17 protein-coding genes are annotated in these 17,267 nt (G+C 72.2%); 8 read left to right on the top strand and 9 right to left on the bottom strand.

The window, feature by feature from the left end:
- Positions 1–174: 174 nt before the first annotated feature.
- Complete coding sequence (locus tag O7626_RS00655) at positions 175–1,254, bottom strand: adenosine deaminase (protein ID WP_278058176.1); 1,080 nt, start codon at positions 1,252–1,254, stop codon at positions 175–177.
- A gap of 127 nt (positions 1,255–1,381) precedes the next feature.
- Between O7626_RS00655 and O7626_RS00650 the strand changes: the two genes are divergently transcribed.
- Positions 1,382–2,218, top strand: coding sequence for a putative RNA methyltransferase (locus O7626_RS00650; RefSeq protein WP_278066010.1), 837 nt, complete (start codon positions 1,382–1,384; stop codon positions 2,216–2,218).
- A gap of 53 nt (positions 2,219–2,271) precedes the next feature.
- Here O7626_RS00650 and O7626_RS00645 read toward each other — a convergent pair whose 3' ends face one another.
- The 7 genes from O7626_RS00645 to O7626_RS00615 all read right to left on the bottom strand — a co-directional run bounded on the left by O7626_RS00645 (position 2,272) and on the right by O7626_RS00615 (position 10,964).
- Positions 2,272–2,952 (bottom strand): DUF4272 domain-containing protein, encoded by a 681-nt coding sequence (locus O7626_RS00645; RefSeq protein ID WP_278058175.1) that lies wholly within the window; start codon positions 2,950–2,952, stop codon positions 2,272–2,274.
- Between the two features lie 251 nt (positions 2,953–3,203).
- Complete coding sequence (locus O7626_RS00640; protein WP_278058173.1) at positions 3,204–4,484, bottom strand: thymidine phosphorylase; 1,281 nt, start codon at positions 4,482–4,484, stop codon at positions 3,204–3,206.
- Between the two features lie 53 nt (positions 4,485–4,537).
- Complete coding sequence (locus O7626_RS00635; protein WP_278066009.1) at positions 4,538–5,242, bottom strand: cytidine deaminase; 705 nt, start codon at positions 5,240–5,242, stop codon at positions 4,538–4,540.
- Positions 5,243–5,272: 30 nt separating this feature from the next.
- Positions 5,273–6,550, bottom strand: coding sequence for an ABC transporter permease (locus O7626_RS00630; protein WP_278058171.1), 1,278 nt, complete (start codon positions 6,548–6,550; stop codon positions 5,273–5,275).
- Positions 6,551–6,719: 169 nt separating this feature from the next.
- Entirely contained in the window at positions 6,720–8,096 is a 1,377-nt protein-coding gene (locus tag O7626_RS00625; RefSeq protein ID WP_278058170.1) for an ABC transporter permease, read from the bottom strand.
- Positions 8,093–9,646 carry an ABC transporter ATP-binding protein gene (locus O7626_RS00620; RefSeq protein ID WP_347404844.1) on the bottom strand — a complete coding sequence of 518 codons (1,554 nt, stop codon included), beginning with the start codon at positions 9,644–9,646 and terminating at the stop codon, positions 8,093–8,095. Before O7626_RS00620 ends, O7626_RS00625 begins: the two co-directional genes overlap by 4 nt.
- A gap of 250 nt (positions 9,647–9,896) precedes the next feature.
- Positions 9,897–10,964 carry a BMP family ABC transporter substrate-binding protein gene (locus O7626_RS00615; protein WP_278066007.1) on the bottom strand — a complete coding sequence of 356 codons (1,068 nt, stop codon included), beginning with the start codon at positions 10,962–10,964 and terminating at the stop codon, positions 9,897–9,899.
- A 329-nt stretch (positions 10,965–11,293) separates the two neighbouring features.
- Here O7626_RS00615 and O7626_RS00610 point away from each other — a divergent pair, with 329 nt between their 5' ends.
- The 7 genes from O7626_RS00610 (at position 11,294) to O7626_RS00580 (ending at position 16,618) form a co-directional block, all read left to right on the top strand.
- A complete protein-coding gene (locus O7626_RS00610) occupies positions 11,294–11,554 on the top strand; it encodes a hypothetical protein (protein ID WP_278058168.1) in 261 nt (86 codons plus the stop codon).
- A 118-nt stretch (positions 11,555–11,672) separates the two neighbouring features.
- Positions 11,673–12,659 (top strand): tyrosine-type recombinase/integrase, encoded by a 987-nt coding sequence (locus O7626_RS00605; RefSeq protein WP_278058166.1) that lies wholly within the window; start codon positions 11,673–11,675, stop codon positions 12,657–12,659.
- A 394-nt stretch (positions 12,660–13,053) separates the two neighbouring features.
- Positions 13,054–13,518 (top strand): hypothetical protein, encoded by a 465-nt coding sequence (locus O7626_RS00600; protein WP_278058164.1) that lies wholly within the window; start codon positions 13,054–13,056, stop codon positions 13,516–13,518.
- 121 nt (positions 13,519–13,639) lie between these two features.
- The gene (locus O7626_RS00595; RefSeq protein WP_278058162.1) at positions 13,640–14,872 is read left to right on the top strand and encodes a helix-turn-helix transcriptional regulator; all 1,233 of its coding nucleotides are present in this window, start codon (positions 13,640–13,642) and stop codon (positions 14,870–14,872) included.
- Between the two features lie 383 nt (positions 14,873–15,255).
- Complete coding sequence (locus O7626_RS00590) at positions 15,256–15,579, top strand: hypothetical protein (protein WP_278058090.1); 324 nt, start codon at positions 15,256–15,258, stop codon at positions 15,577–15,579.
- Positions 15,576–15,947: a hypothetical protein gene (locus O7626_RS00585; protein WP_278058088.1), complete on the top strand. Its 372-nt coding sequence runs from the start codon at positions 15,576–15,578 to the stop codon at positions 15,945–15,947. Before O7626_RS00590 ends, O7626_RS00585 begins: the two co-directional genes overlap by 4 nt.
- Positions 15,948–16,159: 212 nt before the next feature.
- Positions 16,160–16,618: a type II toxin-antitoxin system prevent-host-death family antitoxin gene (locus O7626_RS00580; protein ID WP_278058087.1), complete on the top strand. Its 459-nt coding sequence runs from the start codon at positions 16,160–16,162 to the stop codon at positions 16,616–16,618.
- 384 nt (positions 16,619–17,002) lie between these two features.
- On the opposite strand, the gene O7626_RS00575 is transcribed toward O7626_RS00580, so the two are convergent.
- Complete coding sequence (locus O7626_RS00575; protein ID WP_278058085.1) at positions 17,003–17,245, bottom strand: hypothetical protein; 243 nt, start codon at positions 17,243–17,245, stop codon at positions 17,003–17,005.
- Between the last annotated feature and the right edge of the window lie 22 nt (positions 17,246–17,267).

Here is a 17,267-nt window from a genome sequence, read left to right as displayed (position 1 = left end):
CGAAGTGCCGGATTACGCGGTCCGTGCGGACCACCGAATGGCCGCCAGGACAGTCGAACTGACCGGCCCGGCAGATTTCCCGACCAAAAGAGATAGCGGACCGGAAATCGTCCGAGACGTCCCCACTTCGCGGCCGATCGGCAGCCGGTCGTACCGGACCGGCCAGCCTCACAGTCAGGGCAGCAGCTTGGCGTACGCCGGCTTGATGACCTCGTTGATGATGGCCAGCCGCTCGTCGAACGGGATGAAGGCGCTCTTCATCGCGTTGACGGTGAACCACTGCAACTCGGCGTAGCCGTAGCCGAACGCCTCGACCAGCAGCGCCATCTCCCGGGACATCGAGGTGCCGCTCATCAGCCGGTTGTCGGTGTTGACGGTGACCCGGAAGCGCAGGTCCCGCAGCAGCCCGATCGGGTGCTCGGCGATCGACGGCGCGGCACCGGTCTGCACGTTCGAGGAGGGGCAGAGTTCCAGCGGGATCCGCTTGTCCCGCACGTACGCCGCCAGCCGGCCGAGCACCGGCCGGTGGTCGCCCGGGGTGATGTCGTCGACGATGCGTACCCCGTGCCCGAGCCGGTCGGCACCGCACCACTGGATCGCCTGCCAGATCGAGGGCAGCCCGAACGCCTCGCCGGCGTGGATGGTGAAGTGGAAGTTCTCCCGTTGCAGGTATTCGAAGGCGTCCAGGTGCCGGGTGGGCGGAAAGCCCGCCTCCGCCCCGGCGATGTCGAAGCCGACCACACCGGTGTCCCGGTGCCGGACCGCCAGTTCGGCGATCTCCTGCGACCGGGCGGCGTGCCGCATCGCGGTCAGCAGCGTCCCGATCCGGATCGGGTGCCCGGTCGCCGCCGCCTCGGCGGCACCCTCGGCGAAGCCGGCCAGCACCGCCTCCACCACGTCGTCGAGCCCGAGCCCCCGCTCCAGGTGCTGCTCCGGGGCGAACCGGACCTCGGCGTAGACCACGCCGTCGGCGGCCAGGTCCAGGGCGCACTCGGCGGCCACCCGGCGCAGCCCCTCGACGGTCTGCATCACCGCCACGGTGTGCGCGAAGGTCTCCAGGTAGCGCTCCAGCGACCCCGAGTCGGCCGCCGCCACGAACCACCGGCCCAACTCCTCGGGGTCGGTGGTGGGTAGCCGGTGCCCCACCGCACCGGCCAGCTCGACCACCGTGGCCGGGCGCAGCCCGCCGTCCAGGTGGTCGTGCAGCAGCGCCTTGGGGACCCGCAGGATGTCTTCGTAGCCGATCGCCGCCATGCACCGACCCTAGTGGCCCGGCCGACCCGCCCGCCGGCCGCACCACGGGCCCCGCAGCCGGGCACCGTCGGGGCACCCGTGGCCCGGGCACTATCGTGACGGGGTGCCACCCGAGGTCCTGCGGCGGCTGCGCTGCCCGGTCTGCGGCCGGCCGCTGGCCGCCGTACCGCAGGCCGCCGTGGTCGCGCTGCGCTGCCCGGTCGGGCACAGCTTCGACCTGGCCCGCCAGGGGTACGTCAACCTGACCGCCGGTCGGGTCACGCACTCCGGGGACACCCCGGCGATGGTGGCCGCCCGGGAGGAGTTCCTCGGCGCCGGCCACTACGACCTGATCTCGGAGGCACTCGCCGACGCCGCCCGGGAGCTCGCCGGGCCGGCCGCACAGGCGTACCCGGAACTGGTGGTGGACGCCGGGGCCGGCACCGGCCGGCACCTCGCCGCGGTGCTCGACGCCCTGCCCGCCGCCGTCGGGCTGGCCCTGGACGTCTCCAAGCCGGCGCTGCGGCGGGCCGCCCGCGCCCATCCCCGGGCCGGTGCCGCGCTCTGCGACACCTGGCACGGGCTGCCCCTCGCCGACGGCTCCGCCGGGCTGCTCTGCAACGTCTTCGCCCCGCGCAACGGGCCGGAGTTCCGCCGGGTACTCCGGCCGGACGGCGCCCTGCTGGTGGTCACGCCGGCCGCCGAACATCTCGGTGAACTGGTCGACCGGCTCGGCCTGCTCCGGGTCGACCCGGCCAAGGAGGCCCGGGTCGCCGGCAGCCTGGCCGACCATTTCACCCCGGGCGGTACGGCGACGCACCGGGCCACCCTCCGGCTCGACCGGGCCGGGCTGCGCACCCTGGTCGGGATGGGTCCGAGCGCCTGGCACGCCGACCCGGCCCGGCTCGACCGCCGGATCGACGACCTCCCCGACCCGACCACCGTGACCGTCGCGGTCCAGCTGACCGTCCACCACCCACGCTGAGCGCGCGGAGCGGCCCAGCGCCGGGCCGACGGCAGCGGATCACCGGGCCGGCGTCAGGTGGAGAGGTCGACCTCCTCCCAACCGGCGGGCGGGTCGTGGAACGGTCCCCGGAACACCACCGCCCACTCCAGCGCCCACCGCCGCTGGCCGATCGCGTTGCTGTCGATCATCCCCGGCAGTCGCAGCCCCTCCTGCTCCGCCTCCAGGTAACCCCAGTCGAGGCAGTAGTAGAAGTCGAGTACGGCGGCCACCTCGGCCGCGTCCCGGGGCGCCGCGAGGATGCGGGACCGCCACTGGGCGAAGGTCTCCCCCGCCGCCAGGTTCGGCAGGCGTTCCATCAGCCGCTCGTCGCTGGGCTCGGTCGGGTCGAGGTGCCGGCTCAGCCCGAGTACCCAGGCCAGCGCGAAGACCGCGTCGTGGTGCAGTACGAACGAGCGGTGGTCGCCCCGGCTGCCCATCACGAACTGCCACTCCGGTGGCGTCACCGCCTCCACCAGGTGCGAACCGAGCAGCCAGCTCATCCCCGCCTCCGGCGACAGCCCGAAGCAGCGGGCCAGCACCAGGTGCAGTACGGCCGTCCGGGCCTCGATCTCGGCGGTGGGGCGCAGCTCGACGGCGTCACCCGGCTCCCACACCAGCGGAAACTGCGCCGGCGGCAGGGGCAGCCCCAGCCGCTGCAACTCGGCGACATTTTCGGCCCGGACCGACTGCGGGTCGGGAGCGGATACGGTCACAGCCTGGATTCCCGTCACGTCGACAGTCGCACGGGGCGCGGACGAAGCCCACGGCACCGGGCGCGGTGTGGACCCGTCGTCGTGCCGGTCAAGCACCCCGTGCTACCCCTCGGCGACGGAGGATAGCGGGTCGGCAGACCGTACACCATGGCCACCCGGCGTGGCAGCCGCGCCGGCACCATCGCCCCAGCCTGGTAACGCCGCCACCCGGGCCTGGGTCCGGGCCGGCCGGGTGCACGGCCGCCGGGCGGCTAACCGATCCGGTCGAACACCAGCGCCGGCAGCTTCGGCCGGTCGGCCGAGACCGACACCGCCCCGGCCGCGACCGCGCGGGCCGCCGGAATCCGGTCCGCCTCGTCGGCACGCAGCTCGTAGAGCGGGTCACGGGCCCGGACCGGATCGCCCGGCTTCCGGTGCAGCAGCACTCCGGCACCGGCGCTGACCGGGTCCTCCTTGCGGGCCCGTCCCGCGCCGAGCCGCCACGCGGCTATCCCGATCCGGTACGCGTCCACGGCGGCGACGTACCCGTCCTGGTCGGCCCGGACGACCTCCACCTCCGGGGCGACCGGCAACGCGGCGTCCGGATCCCCGCCCTGGGCCCGGATCATCGCCCGCCACACGTCCATCGCCCGGCCGTCCCGCAGCGCCCGCTCCGGATCGGCGTCCGGCAGCCCGGCGGCGTCCAGCATCTCCCGGGCCAGCGCGACGGTCAGCTCCACCACGTCGGCCGGCCCGCCGCCGGCCAGTACCTCCACCGACTCGGTCACCTCGACCGCGTTGCCCACGGCCAGCCCGAGCGGCGTCGACATGTCGGTGAGCAGGGCAACCGTCCGCACCCCGTGCGCGCCACCCAGCTCGACCATGGTCCGGGCCAGCTCCCGGGCGTCCGCCTCCGACTTCATGAACGCGCCCGAGCCGACCTTCACGTCCAGCACCAGCGCCCCGGTACCCTCGGCGATCTTCTTGCTCATGATCGAGCTGGCGATCAGCGGGATCGCCTCCACCGTCCCGGTGACGTCGCGCAGCGCGTAGAGCTTGCGGTCGGCCGGCGCCAGCCGCTCTCCCGCCGCACAGATCACCGCACCGACCTCACCGAGCTGGGCGATGAACTCGTCGTTGCCGAGCGCGGCCCGCCAGCCCGGGATCGACTCCAGCTTGTCCAGGGTCCCCCCGGTGTGCCCCAGCCCCCGCCCGGAGAGCTGCGGTACGGCGGCACCACACGCCGCCACCAGCGGAGTCAACGGCAGCGTGATCTTGTCGCCGACCCCGCCCGTGGAGTGCTTGTCCACGGTCGGCCGGCGTACCCCGGACAGGTCCAGCCGGTCCCCGCTGGCGATCATCGCGGCCGTCCAGCGGGCGACCTCGCCCGGCGTCATGCCCCGGAGCAGGATCGCCATCGCCAGCGCCGACATCTGCTCGTCGGCCACCCGCCCCCGGGTGTACGCGTCGACCACCCAGTCGATCTGCTCGTCGGACAGCGTCCCGCCGTCCCGCTTCACCCGGATCACGTCGACCGCGGCGAACCCACCCACGACTTCCTTCTTCCCACTTGCTCTGCACCGATCGCAGCGGCCAACAAAAACGATCAGGAACCCCAGCGACGGGGGATCTCGACCGGCGGTTCCCCCTCACCGGCCCAGAACAGCGTCCCGTCCGCGTCGACCACCACCACCCGGGGCGTACGCGCCTGCCCCCAGCTCACCGCGTCGGCCGGGTCCTCCCAGGTCGGCGCCTCTTCGAGTACTCCGGTCTGCGCGCCCTCGGCGTCCCCGGCGGCCCGCTCCCAGTACCCGGTCCAGACCTGCTGCCCGCCGGAGACGTCCGGATGCACGAAGACGGTGCCCCGCCCGCGCCATACGGCCAGTTCCTCCGGCACCGCCGGCACCTTCGTCGAGGCCGCGATCGCCTCCAGGTCCTCCACCCCGAACGCGTGCGGCAACAGCTCCGCCATCCGCAGCGGCACCGGATCCGCCTCGACCAGGCAGTCCGGCCCGCCGTTCTCCCAGAGCAGCTGCCGGCACCGCCCGCACGGCATCAGCGGCTCACCTGTCGCGCCGACGCACGACAGCGCGACGAGCCGGCCGCCACCGGAGGCGTGCAGCGCCGACACCACCCCGCACTCGGCGCAGAGCGTCACCCCGTAGCCCGCGTTCTCGACGTTGCAGCCGACCACCACCCGGCCGTCGTCGACAAGCGCCGCCGCCCCGACCGGAAAGTTCGAGTACGGCGCGTACGCGTGCCGCATCACGTCGGTCGCCGCCGCCCGCAGCCTGGCCCAGTCAATCTCCACCGTCACGCTCCCATCCTGCCCCGCCGCTGGTCAGCCCTTGATGTAGGGCTTGCCGTCGGCGGCCGGCGCCCGCACCTTGCCGACCAGCCCGGCCACCGCCAGCAGGGTGGCCAGGTACGGCAGCATCGCCAGGAACTCGCTCGGGATGCTGCTGTCGATCGCACTCAGGTAGGTGCCGAGCTGGTCGGCGAAGCCGAAGAAGAGCGCGGCCAGCAGGGCACCCGTCGGGCTCCACCGTCCGAAGATCAGCGCCGCCAGCGCGATGAAGCCCTTGCCACCGATCATGTTCTTGCTGAAGGTGTAGAGCGCCAGCGTGTAGGAGGCACCGCCGATCCCGGCCACCATGCCGGCCAGCAGCACGTTCCGGTAGCGCAGCGCCAGCACCTTCACCCCGAGGGTGTCGGCGGCGGTCGGGTGCTCGCCCACCGAGCGGGTCCGCAGCCCCCACCGGGTGCGGAACAGCGCGACGTGCACCACAAGCACCAGGACCAGCGCCAGGTAGAGGAAGATGTTGCCCCGGAACAGTGCCGGCCCGAGCACCGGGATGTCCGACAGCACCGGGATCGGCCACGCCTCGAACCTCGGCGGCTGGTTGTACTTCGCCGCCTCCGGCTGCATCAGCCGCTCGTAGAGGAAGCCGGTCAGGCCGACCGCGAGCAGGTTCAGCACGATCCCCATCACCACCTGGTCGACCAGGTAGCGGATGGTGAAGATCGCCAGCAGCAGCGAGATCAGCGCGCCGCCGAGCGCGGCCGCGATCAGCCCGACCCAGGCGCTCGCCGCGATCGTGCCGACCAGCGCACCGGCGAAGGCCCCCATCAGCAGTTGGCCCTCGATAGCCACGTTCACCACGCCGGACCGTTCGCAGAGCACCCCGGCCAGCGCGCCGAAGATCAGCGGCAGGGCCAGGATGAAGGTACCCCGGACGATGTTTACCAGCGGCATGAAGTTCTGCCCGGCCGGCGCCGCCGACACCTGCCAGCAGAGGAAGGAGAGCACCACCCCGACCACCGCCACGCCGAGCAGCGGCACGAACCAGCGCTTCGGCAGCCCGGCCAGCAGCGCCGCCCCGGCCGCCGCCGCCACCAGCCCGAACAGGATCGCCCCGAACGTGCCGTCGATGGCCAGCGCCGCCCCACCGGCATCCTCGCTGAGCGTGAACCGGGCGTCCTCACCGGTGGCGAGCGAGCCGAACAGCACCGCCGCGACAATTCCGAGCAGTACGGAACCGGCGCCGACCCTGCGGTCCCGGGTCCAGAAGCCCGTACGCACCGCGACGGCGACGTCCTCGACAGCCATCGTCGACATCAGTGCCACCTTCCGTTCGCGACTGCGGGGCTCGCAAGCTCACTCCTCGCGCTCACCGCACCCCCTCCGTTCGCGACTGCGGGGCTCGCAAGCTCACTCCTCGCGCTCACCGCACCCCCTCCGTTCGCGACTGCGGGGCTCGCAAGCTCACTCCTCGCGCTCACGCTGACTACCAGCCCTTCGCCATGCTCGTGGAGGACAGCCGGGCGGCGCGGGCGGCCCGGAGCCCGAAGATCGCCTTCACCAGGGCCGGCGCGGCGATGAAGATGACGATCAGCGCCTGCAACACGGTGACCAGCTCCAGCGAGATGCTGGCGTACGACTGCATCCGGTTGCCGCCGGCCTGGAGCGCCCCGAAGAGCAGGGCGGCGAGCGCGACACCCCACGGCTTCACCCGGCCGAGCAGGGCCACCAGGATGCCGTCGAAGCCGATCTGGGCCACCACCAGTGGGGTGAGCGCGGTGGCGGTGGTCCCGAGCACCATGTTGGCGCCGCCCAGCCCGGAGAGCGCCCCGGCGATCACCATCACCAGCACGTACGTCCGGCCGACGCTGATCCCGGCGGTCCGTGCCGCGTCCGGGTTGGCGCCGACCGCCCGCAGTTCGAAGCCGAAGGTGGAGCGGTTGAGCAGCCAGCCGACCGCCCAGGTGGCGGCGACCGCCAGCACGATGCCGAGATGCACCCGCAGGTCGCCGCCGAGCAGCCGGGGCAGTTGCGCGGAGCCGTCCACCGGCCGGCTGATCGCGTCGGTCCGCTCCGGATCGTGCACCCCGCCCTGCACGATGATCCAGGCCAGGAAGGAGAACGAGACGTAGTTGAGCATGATCGTGGTGATCACCTCGTGCGCACCGGTACGCGCCTTCAGGAACCCGGGTACGAAGCCCCAGATCGCCCCGCCCAGCGCTCCGGCGAGTACCGCCACGACCAGGTGGATCACCGGTGGCAGCGGGAGTAGGAAGCCGGCCAGCGCGGCGAGGATCACCCCGAGGGTCGCCTGGCCCTGTGCGCCGATGTTGAACAGGCCGCCCCGGAAGGCGAGCGAGACCGCCAGCCCGGTGAAGACCAGCGGGGCGGTGTAGGTGAGCGTCTCCGAGATCGGCGCGAAGACCGGCTGCCAGCCGCCGCTGCCGTTCGCCCAGGCCTGCACCGCCGCCGGGTCGACGACCGCGCCCTTGAACAGGTTCGCGTACGCGTCGCTGACAACGGTCCAGCTGGCGTTCAGCGCGTCGGAGGGCTGGGCGGTGAAGTAGCCCCAGGTGGCCAGCACGTCCGGGTCGGAGACGATGATCAGTACGGCGCCGATCAGCGTGGCCAGCACGATCGCCAGTACGGTGACCGTGACGGTGTTCGCCGCCCAGAGGTTGTGCACGAAGGTCTGGAGCAGTTGCCGCCCGCCGCCGTCCCGGTCGGTCGGCGCGCCCCCGGGCTCTCCCGGCCCGCCACCCGCCCCTGCGCTGGGCGCCGGCCGGGCCGGGGTCGGCTGCTCCGGCCGGGCCGGAGTCGGCTGCTCCGGCTGCGGCGACCCTGGCTCGTTCACGTCGGTCATCGACTTTCCTCGCTACCAGCGCCGTCGGAAGAGGGGTCCACCGGCCGTTCGGGACTCGCGTCCGTCCCGGCATCGGGAGTCGCGTCCGTCCGGGCATCGGCTGCGGCGTCGGTGATGCCGGCCATCAGCAGGCCGATCTCCTCGCGCGGGGTGTCCGGCCCGACCACGCCGATGATCCGGCCGCGGTACATCACCGCGATCCGGTCGGCCAGCCCGATCACCTCGTCCAGCTCACTGGAGATCAGGAGTACGGCGGTGCCGATGTCCCGCTCGTGGATGATCCGGCGGTGGATGAACTCGATCGAGCCGACGTCCACCCCCCGGGTCGGCTGGGCGGCGACGAAGAGCTTGAGCGGCCGGGACATCTCCCGAGCGATGATCACTTTCTGCTGGTTGCCGCCGGAGAGCGTGCCGACGGCCGCCTCCGCCGACGAGGTGCGTACGTCGAACTCGGGAATCCGCTCCCGGGCCGAGGCGGTGATCGCCTCCGGCCGCAGTGCCAGGCCGGCGCCGAAGGGCGGCCGGTCGTACATGTCCAGCACCAGGTTCTCGGCGACGCTGAACTCCTTGACCAGCCCGTCGACGCTGCGGTCCTCGGGGACGTAGCCGACCCCGGCCCGCAGTACCCGCTTGGTCGACCAGCCGTTGACGCGCTGACCGGCAAGCGTGACCGTGCCGTCGAGCACCGGGCGCAGCCCCATCAGCGCCTCGATCAGCTCGGTCTGGCCGTTGCCCTGCACACCGGCGATGCCGAGCACCTCGCCGGCCCGTACCGTCAGGTCGACGCCGTCCACCGCGCGGACCGACCGCTCGTCGTCGACGACCAGCCCGGTGACCTCCAGGACCGGGTCGCCCGGCGCGGCGGGTGCCTTCCGCACGGTCAGGTTGACGGTGCGCCCGACCATCAGCGCGGCCAGCTCGTCCTCGCTCGCGTCCGGGCTGGCGGTGCCGACGGTCCGGCCGCGCCGGATCACGGTGATCCGGTCGGCGATCGCCTTGACCTCTTTGAGCTTGTGGGTGATGAAGACGATCGACTTGCCGGACTCCTTGAGCGACCGCATGATCCCGAGCAGTTCCTCGGTCTCCTGCGGGGTCAGCACGGCGGTCGGCTCGTCCAGGATCAGCAGGTCGACGTCCCGGGTGAGCGCCTTGAGGATCTCGACCCGCTGCTGTACGCCGACCGGCAGGTCCTCGACCACCGCGTCCGGGTCGACCCGCAGGTTGTAGCGGCTGGACACCTCGGTCACCTGGCGGCGGGCCCGGCGCCGGTCGAGGAAGCCGACGATGCCGCCCCGGACCTGCTCGGCGCCGAGCATCACGTTCTCGGCCACGGTGAAGACCGGGACCAGCATGAAGTGCTGGTGCACCATGCCGATGCCGGCCGCGATCGCGTCGCCGGGTCCCTTGGCCTTCAGCGGGCTGCCGTCGACCAGGACCTCGCCCTCGTCGGGCTGGAGCAGGCCGTACAGCACGTTCATCAGGGTGGACTTACCCGCGCCGTTCTCGCCGAGCAGCGCGTGGATCTCTCCGGGCTCCACCGTCAGGTCGATGTGGTCGTTGGCGACCAGTTCACCGAACCGCTTGGTGATGCCGCGCAGTTCGAGTCTCAGCGCAACCTCCTGGAGTGCGGGCGATGGTGCAGCCTAGCTGCTGCTTTCACCGGTCGCTGCCGGACCGGCGCGAAAACCGGCCGCCCCGACCGGTGCGGAGGAGTGCCTCCAGCACGGTCGGAGCGACCGGATCGTCGGCGTCAGCCGTACCCGGTCGACCGCCCGAACTCTCCGGGCGGCGACCCGGTGGTCACTTCGGCTGGCTGGCCGAGGTGACCTTGATGGCGCCGGAGCTGATGTCGGCCTTGAGCTTGTCGATCTCGGCCTTCAGCTCGGCCGGCACCTTGCCGTCGAACTCGTGGTACGGCGCCAGCGAGACGCCGTTGTTGGCCAGCGTGCCGAGGTAGCCGGGGTCGTGGGCCAGCTTGTCGCCCTTGGCCGCGGTCACCACGGCGTCCTTCACCGCGTCGGAGATGTTCTTGACCACGGTGGTCAGCAGGGCCGGGCAGTTCGGGGTGCTCTGGCAGCCGTCGACGTCGACCCAGATCACCGAGTACTTGCCGCCGGAGGCCTGCGCGGCCGCCGTGGTGCCCAGACCGGCGCCGCCGGCCACCGGCATGATGATGTCCGCGCCCTGGGCGACCAGGGTGTCGGAGACCTTCTTGCCCTCGTCCTGCTTGACGAAGTCGTTCGTGAACGAGCCGTTCTGGGTCTGCTTGTTCCAGCCCAGCACCTGCACGTTCTTGCCCTTGACCTGGTTGTACTGGGCGACACCGTCGACGAAGCCGTCCATGAAGATGGTCACCGGACCGATCTTCATGCCGCCGTAGGTGCCGACCTTGTCGGTCTTGGTCATCCCGGCCGCCAGGTAACCCGCGAGGTAGCCGGCCTGCGCGGTGTCGAACTGCATCGGGAAGACGTTGCTCTCCGGCAGCTTCGCGTCGACGATCCCGAACTGCTGGTCCGGGTTCGCCTTGGCGATCTTCGAGGTCGCCTCGCCCATCAGGCCACCGACCGCGAGGATGAAGTTGCAGTCCTGGTTGACGTACTGCGTCAGGTTCGGCTCGTAGTCGGCCTCGGCCTTGGACGCCACGTACTTGATATCGATCTTGCTGTCGGCCGCCTTGGCCGCTTCCAGGCCCGCCCACGCGGAGGTGTTGAACGACTTGTCGTCGATGCCTCCGACGTCCGTCACCATGCACGCGGTGTACTTGTCGGCGGCGTTGCCGCCCGCCTCGTTATCGTCCGGGGCCTCACCACACGCGGCGGCCGCACCCAGCGCGAGCCCGCCCACCGCGAATACCGAGACGACCCGCATCCCACGCACAGCGCGCAAGACGGTCTCCTTCCCATTGCACACCGCCCACCGCGGTGGCAGCCCTAAGCCGGCCTGCGCGTTGCCGCCGGCTGTCCCACGTTACGGACGGGAGCGTACGCCCACGCCTGTCCACCGGCCGACAATCGTGCCTGACTGTTGAACGGCCGTTACCCTTACGAAACCGAACCTGACCGAAAGTACCTGGTCAGAGCTAGTTTCATCTACTCGGCCACCCCGCGCCGCCAAGCGTCACTCGACGCGACCCGGAGGGCTGACCCCGAAGGCGTCAACCCGCCGTCCGGCCATCATTCGCCCGGCGGTGGCCTGAGATGGCCGGCCGGAACCGACGCGCCCGGCAGGCCCGCGAGGCGACGCTGCTCCAGTTCGCGATCCTCGCCATCCTCTGCGGCCTCGGCATCGTCATCTACTCCGGCGCCGAGCTGTACGCCGACCATCGGTACGACGGCGGCCCGTCGGACGCCGGTGTCTCGTTCTGCTTCCTGGACGACCCGCCGCCCGGGATCCGAAAGTGCCGGGGCGTGACGTGGGCCGACGTTGCGCCGACCCCCGCCCCGACCAAAGCCGAGTAGCTCTCACCTGAACGTACGAGCCTGGCCGGGTCCACCACCCGGACGGCCACGCAGCCCTGCCCTGCCCCCGCCCGAGTGGCTGATATCACCCGGAGTCCCGCCCATGGAACCGTCGGCTATGGCGACCCCCCTGGACATGATCGAAGCGCACCTGACCTGGATGCGCGCCGGCAAGTACGCCACCAACACGATCAGCGACGCCCGGAAGCTGCTCGGCCGCCTGCACCGCGAGCTGCCGGCCGGCATCGACGGCGCGCTCGGCGAAGAGCTGGCCGCATGGCTGGCCACCGACGGCTGGTCGGACCAGACAGTCGCGACCTACTACAAGCACATCGTCCGGTTCTACCGGTGGGCGGCCGGCAGCCGGGACCCGTGGCTGTCCTACGACCCAAGCGCGGACCTACGCCGCCCGACCGCCCGCCGGGGACTGCCCCGGCCCGCGCTGCCCGGCGTTGTCCAGGCGGCCATCTTCGACCTGCCGGACCCGTGGCGCCTCGCCTGCCGGCTCACCGCGCTAGCCGGGCTGCGGCCCTGCGAGGTCGCGGCCGTCACCCGGGCCGACGTCACCCGGGACTGGATCACGATCAAGGGCAAGGGCGGGAAGACCCGCGCGGTCCCGACTCACGCGCTGATCTGGGAGCTGGTCGAGCCGATGCCGGCCGGGCCTCTGGTCCGCGACCCGCAGGGTCGGCCGGTGGACGCGTACTGGGTGGGCCGGACCGGCGCGACCGTGCTGCGCCGCGCCGGCCTCAACACCACGTTGTACCCGTTGCGCCACTACTTCGGCACCCAGGTCCAGGCCACCTACCGGGACGTCCGCGTGACCCAGGCACTGATGGGGCATGCCAGCCTGGACATGACCGCCGTCTACACCCAGGTCACCGACGACCGGCTCCAGGCGGCGATCGGCGGCGCGTTCAGCGCTCTCGACGCAGGAACTGCGGCCGCGCCGTCGCCCGGGACTCGTGCACCCGCCGATGCTGATCCCGGATCACCTGCGCCGCGTGTCGACGTTCCTCCGCGACAACTTCGACCCGGGGCAGCCGGTCGGCGGGTAGGTGGTCGCGTCGTGCGGTCACGATCACGTCCGCCTCGCCACCGATGAACATGCGCATCGCGTCGATGTACTTGCCGCCGGCCCGCGCGTCGATGACAGCGACGATCTCCCGGTCGACGGTCGTGCAGTAGTCGTGACACCAGCCCGCGTACCGCTCCCACTCGGGGTCGTCCGGGAGCCAGATGATCGCCCGCAGGCGCTTCGTTGCGCCCCACCTCTGCTCGTCCATGGTCGATGATCCTGCGTGGAAGTTCCACAGAGCGACACCGGCCTAACTGCTCGTTAACCCGGCGGAAACACGGGGTGCTGTCGGGCGATCAGCTATCGGTGAGGTTGGGCTTACCTGCCGATTCGGCCGACGCGGTGCCATCTGCGGTACCACGGTCGCCACACCCGATCGCATGAGGTGATCACTCGACAGCGGGCCGTACCCTCCGGAGCCATGACCGAGCAGCCTCCCCCGACGCTCGCCGACCTGACCGGCCAGCCCGCGCCCCGCCGTCCACTCTGGCCCTGGATCGCAGGCGCCGCAGCCGTCCTCGCCGCCGGACTCATCGGATTCGGCTACGTCCTCGGCAACGACTCCGGCCCGGCGCCAGCCGCCGTGGCGGCCACCAGCCCGGCGCCCGCACCGACCCCGACCAGCACCCCCACCGACTGGACCCGCGACGGATGCTCCCGGCTCGCCGCGCTCGGCACCCCCGCCGACCCGACTGAGGCGTGGACGGCCGGGGAGGCTGCCGCCAACTCGCCGTACCCGGGTGTCGCGGCGGCCGGCGATGCGCTCCGGGACGCCGCCGACGCACCGCACGCCACCATCCCGGGCGACGGGCCGCTGGACATCGCGGAGGCTGAGCTCGACCTGGCCGAGGCGTGTGACGCGATCTACGGCGAGGGCGGCTGGTAGGGCCGGGCACGAAGATGGGGCCGGCGTGCAGACCGGCCCCAGTGCGCGCCAGCGTAGCAGCGCTGGCCGACAGGGCGTACCGTCGGGATCACTATCCACCCTCGTGCAGGAGGGGACGGCCATGCAGCCGACCATCGGCGACAACCTCGCCAACCACCGACGCCGCCAGAGCGTCACCCAGGAGCAGCTCGCCGAGCGGGCCGGAGTCTCCGTCGAGACGGTACGGAAGCTGGAGAGCAACGCCCGAACATCCGCCCGGATCGCCACCGTCGCCCGACTGGCCCGCGCGCTCGGCATCCCGACGTCAGCCCTGTTCGGCAGTGCCTCGGCCGCCGCAGCGCGCCGGGAACCGCACTCGACGCCGCTGGCCCTGGTCGGCATCCGCCGGGCGCTAACGCCCGCATTGGGGCTCGACGGCCAGCCGCTCGGCCCGGACGCCGACAGCGAGGACCCGACCGTCGATCAGACCCGGGAGTCGGTGCGGGCCGCCAGCCGGCTGTACCACACGAACGAGTACGGGCCGGCGCTCGACGCCCTCCCCGGACTGCTCGGCGAGGTACGGGCGCTGCTCGATGTCACCGACGGGAGCGACCGGGCAGCGGCACACACGTTGGCCGCGCAGGCGTACCAGCTCGGCGCCCGGCTGCTGATCCAGCTACGGGCGCACGACCTCGCCTACTCGGCGATCCGGGCCGCCGGCGAGCACGGTGCCGAGTCCGGGGACGACCTGGTTGCCGCCAGCGTCGTCGGTCCGATGTGCTGGCTGCTGCTGCGGCAGGCCCGGCTCGGCGAGGCCGAGCACCTCGCGGCGGCGGCGGCCGACCAGATCGAGCCGACGAAGATGTCCCGGGCCAGCACCGAGCGGGTGGCGGCGTGGGGCTGGCTGCTCATCGAGGCAGCAGCGGCGGCGGCCCGGGACGGCCGGGACGACGACGCCCGCGAACAGCTCGACCTCGCGGCCGCGGCCGCCGCCCGGGTGGAGGGTCAGCCAGCGACCGGGCTCACCATCGTGGACGGCTTCGGGCCGGGCAAGGTCGCGGCGCTGCGTGCCGAGGTGGCCGCGCTGGGCGGTGACCCCACGCGGGTGCTCGACCTGGCCGGCCGGGTACCGGCCGACGACCGGCGGATGACCGCGAGCTGCTGGCAGCGGCACCGCCTGGACGTGGCGTGGGCGCACACGGAGATGGGCGCCTACCCGGAGGCACTGACCGTGCTGGTCGATCTCCAGGACCGGGCGCCGTCGTGGCTGCGGCAGCAGAAGTACGCCCGGGACATCGTGGCGACGATGGCCGCCGGTCGACGCCGGGCGATGGGTAGCGAGTTGTCCAGCCTGGCCACTCTGGTCGGCTGCTGACCGGTACGTCACGTACCAGTTACGCAGTCGGGCGGCGAACCTCGCACGTCGCGCACATTCACTCACGGTCACGACCGGCGCACTCTGGCAGGTGGAACGCAGGGTCTGCCAGTCTCCCGGCTGGCACGCGAACACCCTGCGGACCGGCCGGTCCGGGCCGGGTCCCCCGTGCCACGCCCGGGCCGGCGCCAACGATTCGCCCACATTGAGCGGCGCTCCGTGACCTGTGCTCCGGGGCGCCGTGGCGTACCCGGAGGTGACAGCGTGCTGACGACCCTGCGACGCCGAGCCCGGCGTGCCCGAACCTACCTGTACGACGTGCGCACGGCCTGGCGGCGGGAGTTCCCCCGCCGGGTCCGCGACTACCGGTGGGACGGCCGACGGTGGTTGCGCGTACCCGGACCACGCCGGTGACCCGGCCGCCGCACATCCCGCCGCCGCAGATCCCGGACGTGCCGGTCGACACCCGGGTACGGCTGGAGGCGGGCGAGTGGTCGCACTACCACCGGGGCGCCGACGTCGAAGGGTACGTCGACGTTCGGATCGTCCGCGTCGACAAGGGCATCACCCGCGAGGACGGCGGCCAGCTCTGGGTGTGGGTGCGCGGCCACGACCCGCTGACGTGCCACTGGGACAGCGTGGCGCCGCACCCGGCGTGCATCGAGCTGATGGCCCGGGTGGACGTCCTGGCCCGGCACGTCCCGTGACCGGTCTCCGGCCGGGGGATCTGCTGCGGATCGACCGGCGGGCGTCGGTCCAGTTCTCCGGCGACCGGGCGCTGACGTTCCGGGTGCTGCGGGTGGATCGGAAGCCGACGTATCACGGCTGGTGCTGGCTGTCCGGGTACGTGCTCGACGGCCACGGCGAGGCAGTCGAGCGGCGGGAGGTGTTCGTGCAGCTCGCCGGGCTGTGCCGGCTGGCCACCCCGGCGCCGGTCCAGGCCCGGCCCGCCGTGCCCCGGTCGGCCCGGAAGCCGACGCCCCGGCCCGCCGCTCGGCCTCCTACCACATCGGCCCGTGATCAGGCGGCTGTCCACAGGGCATGGAGTTATCCACAGCGCGGCAGTCTGGTGTAGCCGGTCGCGGCAACGACCGGGCAGGCTGCCGGTGTCGGCGGGCCACCCTCCGGCCGCCGGCCACGGCTACGGCAGGTGGGGCGGGCCGGATCGGAAGGCACCGACACAGCACGAAGCGGCCCGGTCCTCGATGGACCGGGCCGCCGTGTCGGTCCGAGGAACCTTAAGGTTCCTCTTGCGATCACGCTCGCCGATACCTTAAGGTTTAGGCCATGAGCAGCCGAGAGATTGGCATCGAAGACGCCCGAAAGCGGCTCGGTGACATTGTAACCGCCGTCCAGCAGGGCGCCGACATCGTGCTCACCCGCAACGGCAAGCCCGCAGCCCGCATCGTCCCGATCAAGGAGCAGACCATGACGACGACCACTTCGTACGGCACCTGGGCCAACGCCGATGGCTCCCACCTCACCGTCGAGGACAGCGTCGTAGTCGCTCTCGGCGACCACGTCAGCGACTACGACGTGGACGCGGTCGCGGCCGACTACCGGGCCGCCATCAACGACGCGCTGCCGGACAGCGTCAGCCTCAGCGGCAACGACTTCTACGGCCCCGCCCACGACCGGGAGTTCGACGGGTACCCGCTGACCGAGCACGGTGACCTGGACCTGTCGGCCATCGTGAACGGCGTGGACTTCTGGGAAATCGCCGCTCGGCACGACCGGACGGCCTGACCTCGGACATGACGAAGCGGCCCCGGCCGATCCCGTAAGGGACCGACCGGGGCCGCTTGCTGCGTATCACCCCGCAGCGGGGGTTGCCGAGCCTGAGCCCGTCGGCGGGGCACCGGGTTCCCCGCCGGTACGGGTGGCGCGGGCGTACGTGGCTACGCCCTGGTGCGCCGCGTCGGCCCCATGTCCACGGCGGGGCCTCATTTTTCGGAGTCCTGGGCAATGCGAGGGCCCCGCTACGTTCGCTGCACCGGGCCTCGGTAGTGCCTGGAGCGTACCCCAGGGGTCAGCCGGACGGCGGTGGTGGAGGCGGCGGGGGCGGCTCAGCGCGCGGCGGTGGGATCGGCACGTTCGGCGCCGTCCGCTGAGGCGGCTCGCGGCGACACATCACGGTGCCGGCGGCACGGTCTTCCGCGCCACGTACGACACCACGGCGGTGATGACCGTCTTGCCGACCAGCGACGCGACGCCGATCCAGTACGTCTCCGTCCACTGGATGTCCCCGAGCGCGACGACCAGGACGGCGGCGAGCACCGCGCCGACGTCGACCAGCAGCCCCTGCCAGAACGTGCGGAACGCGCGGTTCTTCGCGTCGGCGCTGGCCGACGCAGGTACGTAGGTGGTGCCCATGGTGACCCTCCTCAGGTCGATT

The organism is Micromonospora sp. WMMD1102, from assembly GCF_029626265.1.
Classification (GTDB): Bacteria; Actinomycetota; Actinomycetes; order Mycobacteriales; family Micromonosporaceae; genus Plantactinospora.
Note: the sequence above shows the minus strand (reverse complement) of the source record. Positions and strands in the feature narration are given on the sequence as shown.